The organism is Gramella sp. AN32 (assembly GCF_023718305.1).
Lineage (GTDB): Bacteria > Bacteroidota > Bacteroidia > Flavobacteriales > Flavobacteriaceae > Christiangramia > Christiangramia antarctica.
Genome location: NZ_QEYO01000002.1, coordinates 188732 through 205212, shown reverse-complemented (window position 1 = coordinate 205212; position 16481 = coordinate 188732). Strand labels below are relative to the sequence as shown.

At 38.5% G+C, this 16481-nt stretch carries 18 protein-coding genes; 3 read left to right on the top strand and 15 right to left on the bottom strand.

Features of this window, described 5'->3' with window-relative positions; translation table 11 throughout:
• Positions 1-55: 55 nt before the first annotated feature.
• The gene (gene trpS / locus DHD80_RS03440) at positions 56-1024 is read left to right on the top strand and encodes a tryptophan--tRNA ligase (protein WP_251739597.1); all 969 of its coding nucleotides are present in this window, start codon (positions 56-58) and stop codon (positions 1022-1024) included.
• Here trpS and dprA read toward each other — a convergent pair.
• On the bottom strand, positions 1021-2121 hold the full coding sequence (gene dprA / locus DHD80_RS03435; protein ID WP_251739595.1) for a DNA-processing protein DprA: 1101 nt from the start codon (positions 2119-2121) through the stop codon (positions 1021-1023). The two genes, trpS and dprA, sit on opposite strands and share 4 nt — an antisense overlap.
• A gap of 97 nt (positions 2122-2218) precedes the next feature.
• Between dprA and DHD80_RS03430 the strand changes: the two genes are divergently transcribed.
• Together DHD80_RS03430 and DHD80_RS03425 are read left to right on the top strand one after the other, a co-directional pair.
• Entirely contained in the window at positions 2219-3148 is a 930-nt protein-coding gene (locus DHD80_RS03430; RefSeq protein ID WP_251739593.1) for an SPOR domain-containing protein, read from the top strand.
• A 57-nt stretch (positions 3149-3205) separates the two neighbouring features.
• A complete protein-coding gene (locus DHD80_RS03425; protein WP_251739592.1) occupies positions 3206-3715 on the top strand; it encodes an acyl-CoA thioesterase in 510 nt (169 codons plus the stop codon).
• A gap of 1 nt (position 3716) precedes the next feature.
• Here the strand turns inward: DHD80_RS03425 and DHD80_RS03420 are convergent, their stop codons facing one another.
• The 14 genes from DHD80_RS03420 to DHD80_RS03355 form a co-directional block, all read right to left on the bottom strand.
• Positions 3717-4379, bottom strand: a complete 663-nt coding sequence (locus DHD80_RS03420; RefSeq protein ID WP_251739590.1) for an autotransporter domain-containing protein — start codon at positions 4377-4379, stop codon at positions 3717-3719.
• Entirely contained in the window at positions 4363-5124 is a 762-nt protein-coding gene (locus DHD80_RS03415; RefSeq protein ID WP_251739588.1) for a hypothetical protein, read from the bottom strand. Before DHD80_RS03415 ends, DHD80_RS03420 begins: the two co-directional genes overlap by 17 nt.
• Positions 5106-6317 carry a peptidoglycan DD-metalloendopeptidase family protein gene (locus tag DHD80_RS03410; protein ID WP_251739586.1) on the bottom strand — a complete coding sequence of 404 codons (1212 nt, stop codon included), beginning with the start codon at positions 6315-6317 and terminating at the stop codon, positions 5106-5108. The genes DHD80_RS03415 and DHD80_RS03410 overlap by 19 nt, the downstream gene beginning before the upstream one ends.
• A 4-nt stretch (positions 6318-6321) precedes the next feature.
• Positions 6322-7092: a DUF4292 domain-containing protein gene (locus DHD80_RS03405; RefSeq protein WP_251739585.1), complete on the bottom strand. Its 771-nt coding sequence runs from the start codon at positions 7090-7092 to the stop codon at positions 6322-6324.
• Entirely contained in the window at positions 7092-8456 is a 1365-nt protein-coding gene (locus DHD80_RS03400; protein ID WP_251739584.1) for a tetratricopeptide repeat protein, read from the bottom strand. The genes DHD80_RS03405 and DHD80_RS03400 overlap by 1 nt, the downstream gene beginning before the upstream one ends.
• A gap of 4 nt (positions 8457-8460) precedes the next feature.
• Complete coding sequence (locus tag DHD80_RS03395; RefSeq protein ID WP_251739583.1) at positions 8461-9471, bottom strand: sugar phosphate nucleotidyltransferase; 1011 nt, start codon at positions 9469-9471, stop codon at positions 8461-8463.
• Between the two features lie 25 nt (positions 9472-9496).
• A complete protein-coding gene (locus DHD80_RS03390; protein ID WP_251739581.1) occupies positions 9497-10126 on the bottom strand; it encodes a hypothetical protein in 630 nt (209 codons plus the stop codon).
• 28 nt (positions 10127-10154) lie between these two features.
• Positions 10155-10589, bottom strand: a complete 435-nt coding sequence (gene dut, locus DHD80_RS03385; RefSeq protein ID WP_251739579.1) for a dUTP diphosphatase — start codon at positions 10587-10589, stop codon at positions 10155-10157.
• Positions 10586-12028: an oligosaccharide flippase family protein gene (locus DHD80_RS03380; protein WP_251739577.1), complete on the bottom strand. Its 1443-nt coding sequence runs from the start codon at positions 12026-12028 to the stop codon at positions 10586-10588. The genes dut and DHD80_RS03380 overlap by 4 nt, the downstream gene beginning before the upstream one ends.
• Positions 12029-12088: 60 nt before the next feature.
• Entirely contained in the window at positions 12089-12529 is a 441-nt protein-coding gene (locus DHD80_RS03375; protein WP_251739576.1) for a hypothetical protein, read from the bottom strand.
• A 319-nt stretch (positions 12530-12848) separates the two neighbouring features.
• Positions 12849-13709, bottom strand: a complete 861-nt coding sequence (gene atpG, locus DHD80_RS03370) for an ATP synthase F1 subunit gamma (RefSeq protein WP_251739575.1) — start codon at positions 13707-13709, stop codon at positions 12849-12851.
• 44 nt (positions 13710-13753) lie between these two features.
• Positions 13754-15334: a F0F1 ATP synthase subunit alpha gene (atpA, locus tag DHD80_RS03365; protein WP_251739573.1), complete on the bottom strand. Its 1581-nt coding sequence runs from the start codon at positions 15332-15334 to the stop codon at positions 13754-13756.
• A 45-nt stretch (positions 15335-15379) separates the two neighbouring features.
• Entirely contained in the window at positions 15380-15934 is a 555-nt protein-coding gene (gene atpH, locus DHD80_RS03360; RefSeq protein ID WP_251739572.1) for an ATP synthase F1 subunit delta, read from the bottom strand.
• A 4-nt stretch (positions 15935-15938) separates the two neighbouring features.
• Complete coding sequence (locus tag DHD80_RS03355) at positions 15939-16439, bottom strand: F0F1 ATP synthase subunit B (RefSeq protein WP_251739570.1); 501 nt, start codon at positions 16437-16439, stop codon at positions 15939-15941.
• Between the last annotated feature and the right edge of the window lie 42 nt (positions 16440-16481).

Here is a 16481-nt window from a genome sequence, read left to right as displayed (position 1 = left end):
ATGAAATGACTGAATTCTATAAAAAAATTACCTTTGCAGCAAATTAAAAATTGCCATGTCCAGAATACTTACAGGTATACAAAGCACAGGAACACCACATTTAGGGAATTTGCTTGGCGCAATTATGCCCGCAATTTCCATGGCCAATGAACCGGAAAATGATTCTTTTATTTTTATTGCAGATTTGCATTCGCTCACTCAAATCAAAGATGCGAATACATTGCGCGAAAACACCTATTCTGTTGCAGCAACCTGGCTGGCCTGCGGTTTGGATATTGAAAGAAGTGTTTTTTATCGCCAAAGCGATATTCCTCAGGTCACGGAATTATCCTGGTATTTGAGCTGTTTTTTCCCTTACCAGCGCTTAACCCTGGCACACTCTTTTAAAGACAAAGCCGATCGCCTTGAAGATGTGAATAGTGGGTTGTTTTCCTATCCCATGTTAATGGCCGCCGATATTTTGTTGTATGATGCCGATATTGTTCCCGTAGGAAAAGATCAATTACAGCATATAGAAATGACGCGCGATGTTGCTGCACGGTTCCATGCAAAAATGGGGGATGTCTTTGTAATGCCCGAAGCTAAAATACAGAAGGAAACCATGTATATTCCAGGCACCGACGGCGAGAAAATGAGCAAGTCTAAAGATAATACCATCAATATTTTTCAAACAGATAAACAATTGCGGAAACAGATTATGGGGATTCAAACCGATAGCACTCCGCTGGAAGAACCTAAAAATCCCGATACCTGTAATGTTTTTGCTTTATACGAGATAATGGGCACTCAAGAGCAGGTCGCCAGCATGCGGAAAAATTATGAAGGTGGAGGTTTTGGTTATGGACATGCCAAACAGGCTTTATTTGAACTTGTAAAAGAAAAATTCTCAGCACCCAGAGAAAAATATGAATATTACATCCACAATCTACCGGAAATAGATAAAGCTTTGGCCATTGGCGCCGAAAAAGCCAGGCTTGTTGCTAATGGAGTTTTGGGAAGGGTCCGGTCTACTTTAGGATATTAAATAATTTCGAATATTTTTCCCGGCAACGGCCTAACCGCGCCTTTCAATTCCATATTCAGTAATAAAGAAGCGGTTTTAAAAGTAGGAAAATTGCAATTTAGCGCAAGAGCATCCAATTCGGTTTTTCCCTGCTCGTTTAAATAATCATAAACTTTTTGTTCTTCGGAATCCAACTGAACAAATAATTGTTTTTGAACTGGTTTTGGATCCTCATCTGCTTTCCAGTTCAGGATATACACAAGGTCTGCTGCAGAAGTAAGCACATGGGCATTCTGCCGCCTTATAAGATTATTACAACCAGAACTAAATTTATCTGTAGGACGACCCGGGACTGCAAAAATTTCCCGATCGTAAGAAGAGGCAATATCTGCCGTGACCAAAGCGCCACCTTTTTCAGCGCTTTCAATAACAACAGTTGCCTCACTTAATCCGGCAATTATTCTGTTCCTTTTCAGGAAATTATTACGATCAAATTTATCAGTGCTCCAGAAATCGGTATAAAACCCACCATTTTCCATCATCTGATTTATATATTTTTTATGAGCTTTCGGATAAATAGTTTGAAAGCCGTGAGCGAGACAGGCTACCGTTTGAAGTTCATTTTTAATCGCTGCTTTATGTGCACAAATATCTACCCCATAGGCAAATCCGGAAACAATAACCGGATTCAATATTTCCAAATCTTCGATAAATTTTTCGCAAAACGTGATGCCATGAGCAGTAATTTGCCTGGTTCCCACAACACTTATAATCTTCCTTTTGTTCAGATTAATATTTCCCCTGGAAAATAAAATGATAGGCGAGTCCAGGCAATGTTTCAATTTTTCAGGATACGATCCTTCAAGGAAATAGTGTGTTTGCACATTGTTCTTTTCAATGAATTTTAATTCCTCTTCCGCTGCTTTAAAATGCTCCTTATTCTGAAGATCGCGAACTTTGGCTTCCCCTATTCCATCCAGTTTTAGCAGCGCAGATTTTTTCTCTTTTAATACATTTTCTGCACTCCCAAATTTCCGAATTAATTTTTTAGCCGTGGCATCTCCCATATTCGGAATATGCTGAAGCACAAGCGCATAAAAAAGATCATTCCCCGTCATCCTTTCCAATTTAATTAAAATTACAATAAAAAAGATTTGTTAATAAAAAATCTTTGGGTAACTTTATCTCTCTGCCTAAACCTATATTTTTGCTTACATGAAGATAGCTACCTATATACAGGATTTACTTTATAGATACGAATGTGTGATCCTTCCGGGATTCGGAGCCTTCTTATCACAGAGACAATCGGCTTTTATAGATGCCGATACCAACGAGTTCTTTCCTCCAAAAAAGGTAATTTCCTTCAATAGGCAATTATATAAAAATGATGGTCTTCTGGCCAATTATATCGCCAGTGTTGAGCATATAGATTATGATGCGGCAAACTCCAGAATAGGTGAATTTGTAAATAGTATTGAGAATTCGCTTCAGGCTCAACATGAAGTGGAACTGGCGAATATCGGGAAGCTTTTTTTAGACAGCGAAGATAGTGTTCAGTTTGAACCCTCTTCAACTATTAATTTCCTTGCTACTTCTTTTGGTTTACATTCCTTTGAAACTACACAGGTTTCCAGGGAAATCTATAAAGAACAGGTTGCGAAAATTGAAGAAAAAGCCCCTATTTATCTTACTCCGGAAAAAAGATCTTCAACCTGGATTAAATATGCCGCAGTGGGCTTATTAGCGATAGGCCTTTCAGGTTTTGCAGGATTAAATATTTATAGCAACCAGGTTGCCCAGCATAATATCGCGGAACAACAGGTAGCTGAAAGTAAACTTGAGCAACAAATTCAGCAGGCAACTTTTGTGATCGATAATCCTCTACCTGCCATTACTTTTGAAGTGGAAAAACAGGAAGGAAATTATCATGTCATCGCCGGTGCCTTCCGGGTAAAAGAAAATGCCGAGAAAAAGGTTGCAGAATTAAAGACTGAAGGTCACAAAGCCAGACTACTTGGTGAGAATAAATACGGATTACATCAGGTGGTTTATTCCAGCCATGAATCCCGCAGGGAAGCTATCAAAAAATTGTATCAGGTAAAAAATACCAATGAAGGTGCCTGGTTATTGGTTCAGGAATTTTAATATAGCCTTAACGGAGCTTTCACCTATATCTACCTTATTTTTGCCAAAAATTTGAAAATGGAGGCTAAAGCACCCAGCGACTCAAGAACCATACTTACCGATTTAGTTTTACCCAGCGAAACCAATCCTTTGAACAATCTTTTTGGAGGCGAACTCCTTGCCCGTATGGATCGGGCAGCCAGTATCGCTGCCAGAAGACATAGTAGAAGAATTGTGGTTACCGCATCTGTAAACCATGTCGCTTTTAACAAAGCTATTCCGTTAGGAAGTGTGGTAACAGTTGAAGCAGCCGTTTCCCGGGCGTTTAAATCGTCTATGGAGATTTTTATAGATGTTTGGGTGGAAGATCGGGAAAGTGGCCGTAGATCTAAAGCAAATGAGGCCATTTATACTTTTGTTGCGGTAGACGAAACCGGAACTCCAATTCAAATTCCAGCCCTAGAGCCTAAAACCGATCTCGAAAAGGAACGTTATGATGCAGCGCTGAGAAGAAAGCAGCTGAGCCTGGTATTGGCAGGAAAAATGAAACCTTCAGAAGCAACGGAACTAAAAGCCCTTTTTGAATAAATTATCCATCTGGATTTTGAAGATTGATGCGCAAACCAATTCCTAAATTCAGGAATAAATTGCTATTGAAATAATTGTCCAGTTCCCGGGAAGTGATCACATCCATAAAATCGTTCCGAAGTTCTATTTTTCCATAAACAGCAAGTGTTTTGGTGAACCGATGCCCAATTTCATTCCTTAAAAAAATCATGTTGCCTTCTTCCAGAAATCTATCTTCAGCAGATTTGCTGCTATAAGAGACATAACCATAACCAGCAAGCACATGCCAATACCATTCACGGGTGATCGCTTTATAATATCCGAGATGTGCCGACAGGGAGGCCACTCCTGTTCTGGAGATTTCACCCACTTTTGAGCGATCTTCTACCATCCCGTTAAAATAATCCACGCTCGCTCCAATGGTAAAATGCTGCTGCACAAACCAATTGAAGGTGAATTCAAAACCCGGATTTTTATACGTATAAGCCTCTGCCATTGCTGAATTTCCTAAGCCTATAGGCCGAAAAAAACCAATATTGAAAGCAACCGATTCAGGATTTCCCGGGGAATACATCATATTGACTTTGGTAGTGTCTTTAACATTGCTCTCATTTTTTTCCAACTCCTGTCCAAATAAAAAGACCGGAAATATGATCGCTATCAGCACTTTAATATTCGATCTCATACAAAACATTTTGATCTTCTATAATAAAGCTTTCAGTTAATTCCTCTCCTTCATCTACGCTATAAATTATTTCGACTTTAGTGCCTACCAAAGATTTAATTCTGTCTTCTATATAAGAGTCAGAATTTTCAAGACTATTGCTACGAAGGTTCACACGATTGAAAAAGTCACCTGAAACTTCCAGTTCTCCAGTATTGGTATAGGCATATTCATTTACAGGCGGTAAAAAAGCTATTTGATAAGCAATTGCTGCTGCACCCGAGATATTGATAAAATTCACCTGAACGCTTGCAAGTTCTGGAAGTGAAATTTCAGGAATATTGATAATACGAAGCCTATTTTGTGGCTGAACATTAATAAAAGTCGTGCTGATGGTATTAGTGTAATTATCAAAACCGGGAGGATTTATCAAGATAGAAATTCCGGCATTTTCAGGTTTTAAGCTAACAAAATCAAAACTGCCGTTTTTGCTCATGCCTCTTCCCAGCAGGTGTCCTTCTTCCTGACTATAAGAACCTGCCTGATTGCCGGCAATAGAATAAACAGAAATATTGTCCAAGGTTGAATTGATTTCACCCACAACCTGTATCCTGCGATCTGCCTCGATCCTTATATCGTAAGAACAGCTTACGTACTGCAAGATAAGGAACAGTAAAACCGATATTTTTAAGATTTTCAAAATATAGCCTTTTATAAAAGATACAAAAATTGCATTTGGTTGCGTGCTTACATCTGATAGATCCATAATGCTGGATCTAATTTTTGATTATTCTTATATAACAAAAAGTGTAAGGTCGTTTTTCCTGTGGCTTTATTTGTGGCAATTTCTCCAAGCTCCTGGTTGGTAGTTACATTATCCCCACGTTTCACATAAACAGCTTCCAGGTTGTTATAAATAGTAATATAATCTCCATGTCTCACCATTATAGCCTGGTTCGCTCCTTTCACTGCCTGAACTTCACTAACGGTACCGTTAAAAATAGCCCTGGCTTTTCCTTTTTCATCGGTATCTATGCGCACACCATTATTGTTCACCATGACTGATTTTACTACCGGATGTGGCTGTGTCCCAAACCTCATGGTCACGATTCCAGATCTTACCGGCCAGGGCAATTTTCCTTTATTATTGGCAAAATCGGCGGCAAGGGCTTTTGCGGCAGGTGTTAATTCATACGAGGTCCTGGAAGTTGACCCGCTTTCTTTATTGGCTTTGGCAATGGACTCGCGAATCATCCTGTCGATTTCACGGTCAATTTCGTTGATCTGGTTTTGCTTCGATCTAATTTGTGAGGCAAATTCCCCTTCCCGTTTATTGATGGAAGCCATCAAGGTGTTTTGGGACTTTCGGTTTTTCTCTAAATCGGCTCTGGTTTTACGGTTTTCAGCGATTAACTGGTCTTTCTGTTCTTTTTGCTTCAGAAGATTGGTATTTAATTCCTGAAGTTTCAGGGTATTTGCTTTGATTTCTTCTCCCTGCTGCTTGCGATAATTAGTATACTGTTTCATATACTGAAGTCGCTTGTATGCCTGTAAAAAGTTTTCCGAAGACAGCAAGAACATGATCCTGCTTTGCTGGGACTTGCTTTTATACGACTTCTCAATCATTTGGGCATAGTCTGCTTTCAACTGTTCCAGCTCTTTCCTAAGCTCCCCAATTTTGTTTGTATTGGTGGAAATTTCGCGGGTAAGCAAATTTGCCTGCTGGTTGGTTAATTTTATAAGATCTTCCGTGCTCCTTATTTGCTGATTAAGGTCTTCTACCTGGGTTAAAACTGATTGCTGTTTTTTCTGATTAGAGATTCGCAATTCAGAAATACGCTTTATCTGCTCTCTTAATTCCACCCTCCTTTTTTCAAGATCTTCACGATCCTGCGCCTGGAGGATAAAGAGATTTCCGAAGAAAAGCAGTAAAAAAAGAAACGGTTTCAGCTTTATCATTCAGTTAGTTTAAGCTAATTTCCTCATAGCCTGAAGGGATCTCAAATGGAAAGCTTAATTCTTCCCCAAAAGTTAACGACCTGTAGGTAAGATCGATATTTGTATTAGAGCCGGCCTCGTTGGCAATGATTTTAATATTTTCCGGAAAAACAATCCCATCTACGCTTTGATAATTTGAATACGTCACCGTTAGTCCACGATTATCGTCTTCCTGGGAAAGTTGTTGCGCCGTAGCTTTAAAAGTCCCATTATCGATCAAAAACATTTTTTTGATCATATCTCTGGCAGGTGATGAAAACTGAAATCCCCGAGCATTCGTGGAAAAATCGTAATCTTCCTCACGAAGATCGTAAATGGCCTGACCAATCAATAAATTCTGAAGTTTTTCAAAATCCAGGGGCGTTCCTAAAAAATCACTTAACACTGAAAAATCCCCATCAAAATAAGTTTGGGTCACTTTCTCATAATAACTGGCTCTTTGCGGGGTGATATATGCTTTAGCCACAGGAAAACCAAGGATGCTTGCGCTCATCCAAATGGCTTTGTCTTTTTCCATTCTAAAACTTAAATTTACCGATTGTGTTTTTTCATCATCCTGATACACCGCACGTAACCTTCCCGAAACCGTTTTAAAGTTGGCTTCGCTATCGTAATGCTGCTGAATGATAGACGCGGCTTCAGTATTTTTTGTTTTGGTGGTTTTAACCCGTTTCGAGCTTCCGCAGGAAAAAAGGAAAACACTTACTATACTTAGAATTAGAATTCTTTTCAACATCAATTTATTAATTTCTTTAGTGCTGCTGCCCTAGTTTTAAAATCGTTTACTTTTTCCGCATTATTTAAACCGAGATAAGCTTTCATTAACTCGGTATAAAAATCCATTTCCATTTTTTCATCTTCAATCAAATAATCCAAACCTTCTTCCAGGCTTTCAGCCGCGGCAGCATAATTATCCTGATTATTCAAAGCGACTCCCTGCAAGAGATATAGCAATGGCTGAGAGGGGAAAACTTCCAGCCCGTTTTTTGTCAAATTTGAAGCCGACTCATATTTTCCTGCCTTTAATTGCAGTAAAAGTGTTTTTTTAAGCAATTCAAAATTGTCTTCGTCCGTGGCAATACCCAGTTCAAAAAACGTCAAAGCGTCCTCAAAATTGTTTTTAGAAAGGTGATAATCCCCAAGTTGTTCGTAAAGTTGCGGGGTATTTTCCCATTCTGAAAGCTTTCCGGTGATATCGATCAATTCTTTTTCATACTCTGGATTCTTCTGAACGAAATTCATAAAATCATTCAAGACTTTAAATTTTGATTCGGCATCGATCTCTTCACTTTGAAAAACAATTTTCATGGAAGTGATCGCCTTTTCAGTCTTACTTTGATCGAGATAAAATTTATAAAGGGCCAGATGCGCCAGGGAAGAACCGGGATTAGTTTCCAATAATTCCTCCGCAATTCTAAAAGCCTCTTTTTCCTCGCCATTTTCACTGTAAATATAGATGAGGTTGAGGTAATTCTGTTCAATTTCAGGGTTGGCACCAATACTTTTTTCCAAATTGGAAATTTGGGCATCGGTATTATTTGTTCTGGAATAAATCTGGCGACGCATGGCATTTCGATAGGCATTTACGCCTAAATTTTCATCCAGTTTGTCAATCACCGCAAGTGCCTTGTCATAATCTTCGTTCAAAATATAAAAACCGATTAAATCCTGCTCATATTTTGGATCTAGTTTGGTGAGTTTTTGAACCGTTGAAATTCCTTCGGAAATATTCCCTGTCTCCTTATAGGTGTCTAACAAATACTGAAGAATCGATTCTTTTTGCGGTAGAAGCTCGTGAGCTTTTTGAAAATTTTGAACAGCTTCATCATACTTTTTTAAGTTTTGATAATTCTTGCCCAATTCAAAATAAACCACCGCATTGGAAGCATCAATTTGCAGGCATTTCTCCAGGGAAGTGATCGCTTTTTCATAATTTTCAATACCCTTTTGCTTTAAAGCTTCAAAAAAATTCTCCTGAAATTCATCACTTACATTTCCCAGGTCATCCTGATTTACCTCCTGAAATGGGCGCTGCACTTCCTGGGATTTTGAAGAAAATCCAAGAAGAACAAGCATCAAAATGTAAATAAGCTTTTGCATATAGTTATTCTAAAACTGAATAATCACCAATACTGATTTCTTTGAAATCACCATCAAATTTGGCAAAATTTCCTATCATCGCATTATCCAGCTTTGCATTTTGTACTTCAGCAAAAGTTTGGATCAAACTATTTTTAATGCTGCTGTTCACAATTCTAGATCCGTCGCCAATAGAAACATTCGGACCTATTTTCGCATTGATCAATTCTACATTTTCTCCAATATAGCAAGGCTCGGTAATTTCAGAGTCCTTGATTTTTACTGAATCTGCAATTAATTTTTCCCTGTCATTATGCAGAAAATTAAGCATTCTGCCATTGGTTTCTACGGTCACATTTTTATTACCGCAATCCATCCACTCATCAACTTTTCCCGGAACAAATTTTAATCCGTTCTTTCTCATGGCCTCAATTCCATCATTGATTTGGTATTCCCCGCCACGCGTTAGTTTTTGATCCAGTACATTTTGAAGTTCATCCTTTAAAACTTCTACATTTTTAAAATAGTAAATTCCAATCACGGCAAGATCTGAGACAAACTCTTTAGGTTTTTCTACAAGATCTACAATTTCACCATTTTGATTGAGCTTAACCACTCCATAAGCTGAGGGATTTTCCACCTTTTTCACCCACATTACCGAATCTGCAGATTTATCTAAATTAAAATCGGCTTTAAACAGGGTATCAGCATAAGCAATCACTGCGGGACCCTGTAGAGATTCCTTAGCACACATGATCGCATGCCCTGTACCAAGTGGCTTATCCTGATAATATATAGTCCCTTTTGCGCCCAGGCTTTCAGCGATTTTCATCAAATCCTGTTCTACCTGCTCTCCAAAATCCTCGCCGATAATAAAAGCAACTTCATCTATCTTTTCGTTTAAAACTTTGGCTATATCTTCCACCAGCCTGTGTACGATAGGTTTGCCGGCAATTGGAATTAACGGTTTTGGGATGGTTAACGTATGTGGACGTAATCGTGAACCACGACCCGCCATAGGGACAATTATTTTCATATATTTATTATATTCTTTATTTAAATTATTTCAGAAATCCACTGGATTTTAGGTTTTTATATATTTCAACAACATTTTCAGGAATTTCAGCTTTTAATAACCAGTTTACATCCAGGCCATTATTGATCGCTGCTTTCATCAAATATGGATTCTCACCCATTAATTCGCCGAGCTTATTGAGGTTTTCTTCAAACTCCAACAGGTAATCTTCATGCAACTTATCTATGATCATCATCACCCGGAAAATCCTGGCTATTACCGCGACACAGAATTTTCGTGCCTTTCTGGGAGTCGTATTTAAAATGTTTGGATTATTATGTTTTAAAACTTCTACCAACAACAATAAATTCAGACTTGCTTCGCCGAATTTATCTTTCGTAATCTTAACATGCTCGGTAATATCACCGCTTAAATAGCGTACGTTCATATGCAAATAGCCTACCGAATGAAAGCGCTCGTGCATTTGCTTTGCGCGAAGAATAATCCTGTCTTCCATTTTTTCGCGCAGTTCATCCACACTATTGGTGCTTACCAGCTCAAAATACAGGCGGTTAGCTAACATGGGATCCTTTTTTAAAAGGCGCAAAAGCAGTTTGTCCTTCTCGGCGGAAGGCAACTCACTAATCGCTTGTTTAAAATTTTTATCGAAAGTCATGCTAAATAAAACTTACAACTAATTCCTATTATTGGTGGCCCGTGCTACCAAATCCCCCGGCACCGCGGGAGGTATCGCCCAAAACATCAACTTCTTCCCAGTTTATCTGTTCATGTTTTGCAATCACCAGTTGGGCAACCCGCTCCCCATCCTGTACTATAAATTCATCGTTGGAAAGGTTTACAAGAATTACTCCAATTTCCCCGCGGTAATCTGCATCGATGGTTCCCGGCGAATTTAGGACAGTTATCCCTTTTTTTGCAGCGAGGCCACTTCTGGGCCTTACCTGAGCTTCAAAACCAATAGGCAATTCAATAAAGAGTCCGGTTTTTATAATCGCGCGCTCTAAAGGTTTTAAGCTTATCGGAGCATCAAGTTCAGCTCGCAGATCCATTCCTGCCGAAGCCTGAGTTTCGTAATTGGGTAAATTATGTTTTGATCTATTGATAACCTTTACAATCATTGCTTTAAAATTTTATTGAGTTGTTTCCTTTCCAACATAAATACGACGAGCACAAAAATACCAAGCAAAACTGAAGCAATCCAATAATCTTTCCGATAATGTATAAAGGAAATTAAGGAAAGGCCAATGGACAACAGGAGATATAAGCTTATTTTTTTTACGTTATAGGGCACGGGATAGTATTTTCTTCCCAAAAAATAAGATACGAGCATCATCGCGCCATATGCACCCAGGGTTGCCCATGCTGCTGCAATAAAACCCATTATGGGGATTAAAATTACATTCAGGCTAATGGTAATAATGGCCCCGAAAATTGAAATATACATGCCGGTACGGGTTCTATCGGTTAATTTATACCAAACGGAAAGATTGTGATAAATTCCCAGGAATAGATTCGCCAGGAGAATTATGGGAACAATGCTTATTGCGATCCAGTATTCGGAATCCCGGATCACCCATTGCTTAAAGAGATCGATATAACCCACTAAAATCAATAAAATGATACTTCCGGATATGACGAAATATTTTAGAATTTCAGCATATGTCTGGCGGGCATTTTCTTTTTCAGCATGATTAAAGAAAAAAGGCTCCGCACCCATTTTGAATGCCTGTACAAAAATGGTCATAAAAACCGCCAGTTTATAGCAACCGGAATAAGCTCCCATAATTTCATCGGAAATCATATCCTTGATCAAAAGCTTATCAAGATTTTCATTGATCACAAAAGCGATCCCGGCAATCATCACCGGCCACCCATAATGCCACATCTGCTTAAAAATACGAATATCAAAATTTAGCCTGGTTCTGAAAAAATATGGCAGTAGTAAAATGAAAGTTATCGCGCTGGCAGCAAGATTGGCGATGAAAATGTAACCCACAATATCCTTAGGTTCATAATTATCGATAATAAACTGGGGGGCAAATTGAGGATAATCCCGTACAAACCAAAGAAAATAAAAATTGAGCACCACATACACCAGGATATTAATGATCTTAATGCCGGCAAATTTAATGGGCCTGTTCATCGCGCGTAAATAGGCAAAAGGCACAACTACCAGCGTATCTAACACCAATACACTAAATAAAAGTTTGAAATAAAATGGATCGAGGTCCATTAAATTAATCAGGTAATCCTGAAAAATAAAAACGAGAATGGCGAAAACTATCGTGGTCGTGGTAAGCGCAATAAAGGCTGTGGAAAATACATTGTTTTTTTCCTTAGCCCTGCTGAAGAACCTAAAAAATGAAGTTTCCATCCCATAAGTAAGCACCACATTAAAGAACGCCGCCCAAACATAAAATACTGTATTTACTGAATATTCCTCCCGGGAGAGAATATCAGTATGCAAAGGCACTAAGACAAAATTCATCAAACGCGGAAATACCGTCGCGAAACCGTAAATTAAAGTATCCTGAAAAAATCTTTTTAATGTACTCAACAGGAATTAGTTGATTTATTGCAAATATCTGAATAAATCAGGACTATAAAACTTTAAGTCCTATTCCTTTTCCACAATTCCGGTAAGCTTGTAGTATTTTTGATCCCCATCTTTGGTATATACCAGCAGGGCTTCATTTGGAGTAATCTCTACCGGACTTTTTTCAGGTCTCTGTGGTGGCGTGTTTCCGTATTCTTTTTTAGGATCCTTATGCATTACCATATCGTTCATTTTAGTATTAAAATCGGCATGAAAGATGTTTTCCCCGTTAGGATCTGCGATAAGATTAGATTTTAACCCACGGAAATAGACCGATTGATATTGAATATCTGCCGGGATTTCAGCAACCTGAAAACTTAAACGCATCCCATTATCGGTTTCATAGAAAAAGGAGTCTGTAACCTCTGAAGGCGGATTCTCCTGAAGCTCCTTATTGCTCCCGCATGAGCTAAAAAGTGTCATAAATAAGGTAAAAGACATAAAAAGTAGTGTATTTTTCATATTGCTGAAATTTAAGGGTTCTTCCTGTTAAAAGACAAAAGCTGTACCAAACAAAAAATCCCCCATAAGGAGGATTTATATTTTCTAGTTAAGCTGAAAATATTTTAGCTTTTTAAAGATCCTGAAACTAGTTACCATTGACGTATTTTAATTTATTTGCGTAGTATAGACCCTGAATCAAGTTCAGGGTGACGATACTTATCTTTAGATTTACCGTCAATGGTAACTTGTTTCAGCATCTCATTAGATATTCTAAAAAATACGTCAATTTCCTGTACTAGTTAAAATTTTTATCACTTGCCTCAGGATGACCAATTAATTAACCGTTAAGCGCTTCTGCACCACCCACAATTTCAAGGATTTCATTGGTAATAGATGCCTGTCTCGCTTTGTTATAAGAAAGTTTAAGGTCATCCCTAAGCTCCTGGGCATTATCTGTAGCTTTGTGCATCGCGGTCATCCTTGCTCCATGTTCAGAAGCGAATGAATCTCTTAAGGCTTTAAAAAGCTGCATTTTCAAAGATTTTGGAATTAGTTCTTTAACAATCTGCAACTTATCTGGTTCGAAGATATAATCTAACTGCTTGTTTTCTTCAGTTTCAAATTTTTCGATAGGAAGCAATTGTTCATCCATAACGATTTGAGTACCGGCATTTTTGAACTGGTTGTAGATAAGATCTATCCTGTCATATTTTCCGTCAAGAAATAATTGCATTAATTCTTCAGCAATATCAGAAGCATTCTCAAAACTAAGATCGTCATAAATCTTATTATCGGTCTTATAAATTGGGGAGGTTTTCTTAAGAATATCATTGGCTTTTTTACCTAAACCATAAATTTCCACTTCTTTCCCCGCGTACTGTTCCAGGATTTTAAGTTTGGCTTTCTTAATGATGTTAGTATTAAAAGCTCCGGCAAGACCTTTATTAGAAGAAATCGCCACGATCAATACTTTTTTCACTTCCCGCTCTTCAGAAAATTTACTTCCGGAATCCTCATCCAGAGTCGCACTTAGATCCTGTAAAAGCTGCGTGAGCTTTTCAGAATATGGCCTCATCGCGGTAATAGCATCCTGGGCTTTACTCAACTTAGCAGCAGAAACCATTTTCATGGCACTGGTAATTTGCATGGTTGATGAAACCGAAGTGATCCTGTTACGTAATTCTTTTAAGTTTGCCATTTATTACAATTATTAATTCAAAATTTTGAATTCTGAATTCTGAATTATTTTTTGTATTTCGCTGAAATTTCTTTCGCGGCTGAAGTTAATGTATCCGTAACCTCATCAGTTAATTTTCCAGCTTTCAGGGTATCTAAAACGTCTCTGTGCTTGGCATTAAGGTATTGAAGATAATCCCTTTCAAATTCTTTTACTTTTTCTACAGGCACATCCCTTAATAGGTTCTTAGAACCTGCATAGATAATAGCGATCTGGTTTTCTACCGGGTAAGGATCATTTTGTCCCTGCTTCAGTATCTCAACATTACGCTTTCCTTTCGAAATGATACTCATGGTCGCTGCATCAAGATCAGATCCAAATTTAGCGAAGGCTTCCAGTTCACGATATTGTGCCTGATCCAGTTTTAAGGTACCAGCCACTTTTTTCATGGATTTGATCTGCGCGTTACCACCTACCCGTGATACAGAAATACCCACATCAATCGCAGGACGAACCCCCGAGTTAAATAAATCTGAAGTAAGGAAGATCTGCCCATCGGTAATCGAAATTACGTTTGTAGGGATATATGCGGAAACGTCACCTGCCTGAGTTTCAATTAAAGGTAAAGCGGTTAAAGAACCACCACCTTTAACTTTATCTTTTAATGCATCCGGAAGGTCATTCATGTTCTTCGCAATACCATCATCATTGATAACCTTCGCAGCACGCTCCAGTAATCTTGAGTGAAGGAAGAAAACGTCTCCAGGATATGCTTCACGTCCCGGTGGACGACGTAATAACAAGGAAACCTCACGATACGCTACCGCCTGTTTTGATAAATCATCATATACGATAAGTGCAGGACGACCTGTATCCCTAAAATATTCACCAATGGCAGCACCTGCAAAGGGAGCATATACCTGCATTGGAGCAGGATCTGATGCGTTAGCCGCTACGATAGTAGTATAAGCCATGGCACCTTTATCTTCTAATACTTTTGCTATACCTGCAACCGTAGAGGCTTTTTGCCCTATCGCTACATAGATACAGTATACCGGTTCTCCGGCATCGTAAAATTCTTTCTGGTTCAAAATGGTATCGATACAAACAGTTGTTTTACCTGTTTGACGGTCACCAATCACTAATTCACGCTGACCTCTTCCTACCGGCACCATCGCATCGATAGATTTAATCCCCGTTTGAAGTGGCTCGGTTACCGGTTGACGGAAAATAACTCCCGGTGCTTTACGCTCAAGAGGCATCTCGAAAACTTCTCCTTCAATAGCGCCTTTACCATCAATAGGAGCACCTAATGTATCAACTACACGACCAACAATTCCTTCTCCAACATTGATAGATGCGATTCGCTGAGTTCTTTTAACCGTAGAACCTTCTTTGATCTCTTTAGTAGGACCTAAAAGCACCACCCCAACATTGTCTTCCTCCAGGTTTAATACGATTCCTTCAAGTCCGCTTTCAAACTGAACCAATTCACCGTATTGTACATTAGCCAGTCCATAAACATTTGCAATACCGTCACCTACGGTTAGAACGGTACCCACTTCGTCTAAAGAGGCCTTGGAATCAAAACCTGATAATTGTTGTTTTAATATTGCTGATACTTCAGCAGGATTTACTTCTGCCATAATTATTTAAGATAAAATGGTATGCTTATAGCGTACCGGTTTTAATTATAATTTTGAAACGTATGAATTGTCTTTTAATCTTCTCTTTAAATTGTTGAGATTTCTGGCAACACTTGCATCGTATTGCAAATCACCAATTCTCAAAATAAAACCACCAATGATACTTTCATCCACGATTTGTTTCAAACTCGCTTCTGCACCGGTTAATTCTTTAACCTTTGCCATGATCACCTTTTCCAGTTGATGATCTAAAGGCACTGCGGTGGTTACTACTGCTTCCTGGATATGATTATCGATATTGTACATTTTAACGTACTGCAATGCAACCACATCAAGAATAGCAATCCTGTTATTTTCTAACAGCAAACCAATCGCATTTTTAGTAATATCGTTTAGATTTTTAAAAACCGCTAACAATACACTCTTTTTTAAACTATCCTTTACCACCGGACTTGCCAGCGTATCTTTAAGTTCCCTGCTTCCGGCTATGGTTTTGGAAATGTCCTGCATGTCATCATGAACATCTTTTGCAGCATTTTTATCCTTTGCCAGTGAAAGTATTGCCTTTGCGTAACGTGATGCAGCTCTGGTGCCTTTCATAGTCTTAGTTTAGCTTGGCGTCACCAATCATTTTTTCGATTAACTGGTGTTGCTCTTTTGGATTTGATAATTCTTTACGAACTACTTTTTCAGCAATTTCTACTGAAAGTTCGGCTACCTGATTTTTCAATTCAGCCATTGCTGCCTGCTTTTCGAGATTGATGCTCTCTTTTGCCTGGGCAACAATCCTATCAGCTTTTTTCTGCGCTTCTTCTGCAGCATCTGCAACCACTTTCTCCTTCATTTCGCGAGCTTCTCGTAAGATCCCATCTCTCTCGGCACGTGCTTCCTGCAATAATTTCTCATTGTCAGATTTCAGATTTTGCATTTCCTTTCGGGCATTTGCAGCTGAAGCCAATGCATCTTTAATTCCTTCTTCACGGCTGTTAAGGCTGTCTAGAATTGGTTTCCAGGCAAATTTCTTCAGAAGAAGAATAAGAACGACCAAAATAATGATTTGCCAGAAAAACAATCCGAAAGAAAAATCATTCCATAACTTTTCCATAATATGCTATATATAAAAAGTAATAATTTTAAAAAAAATTAG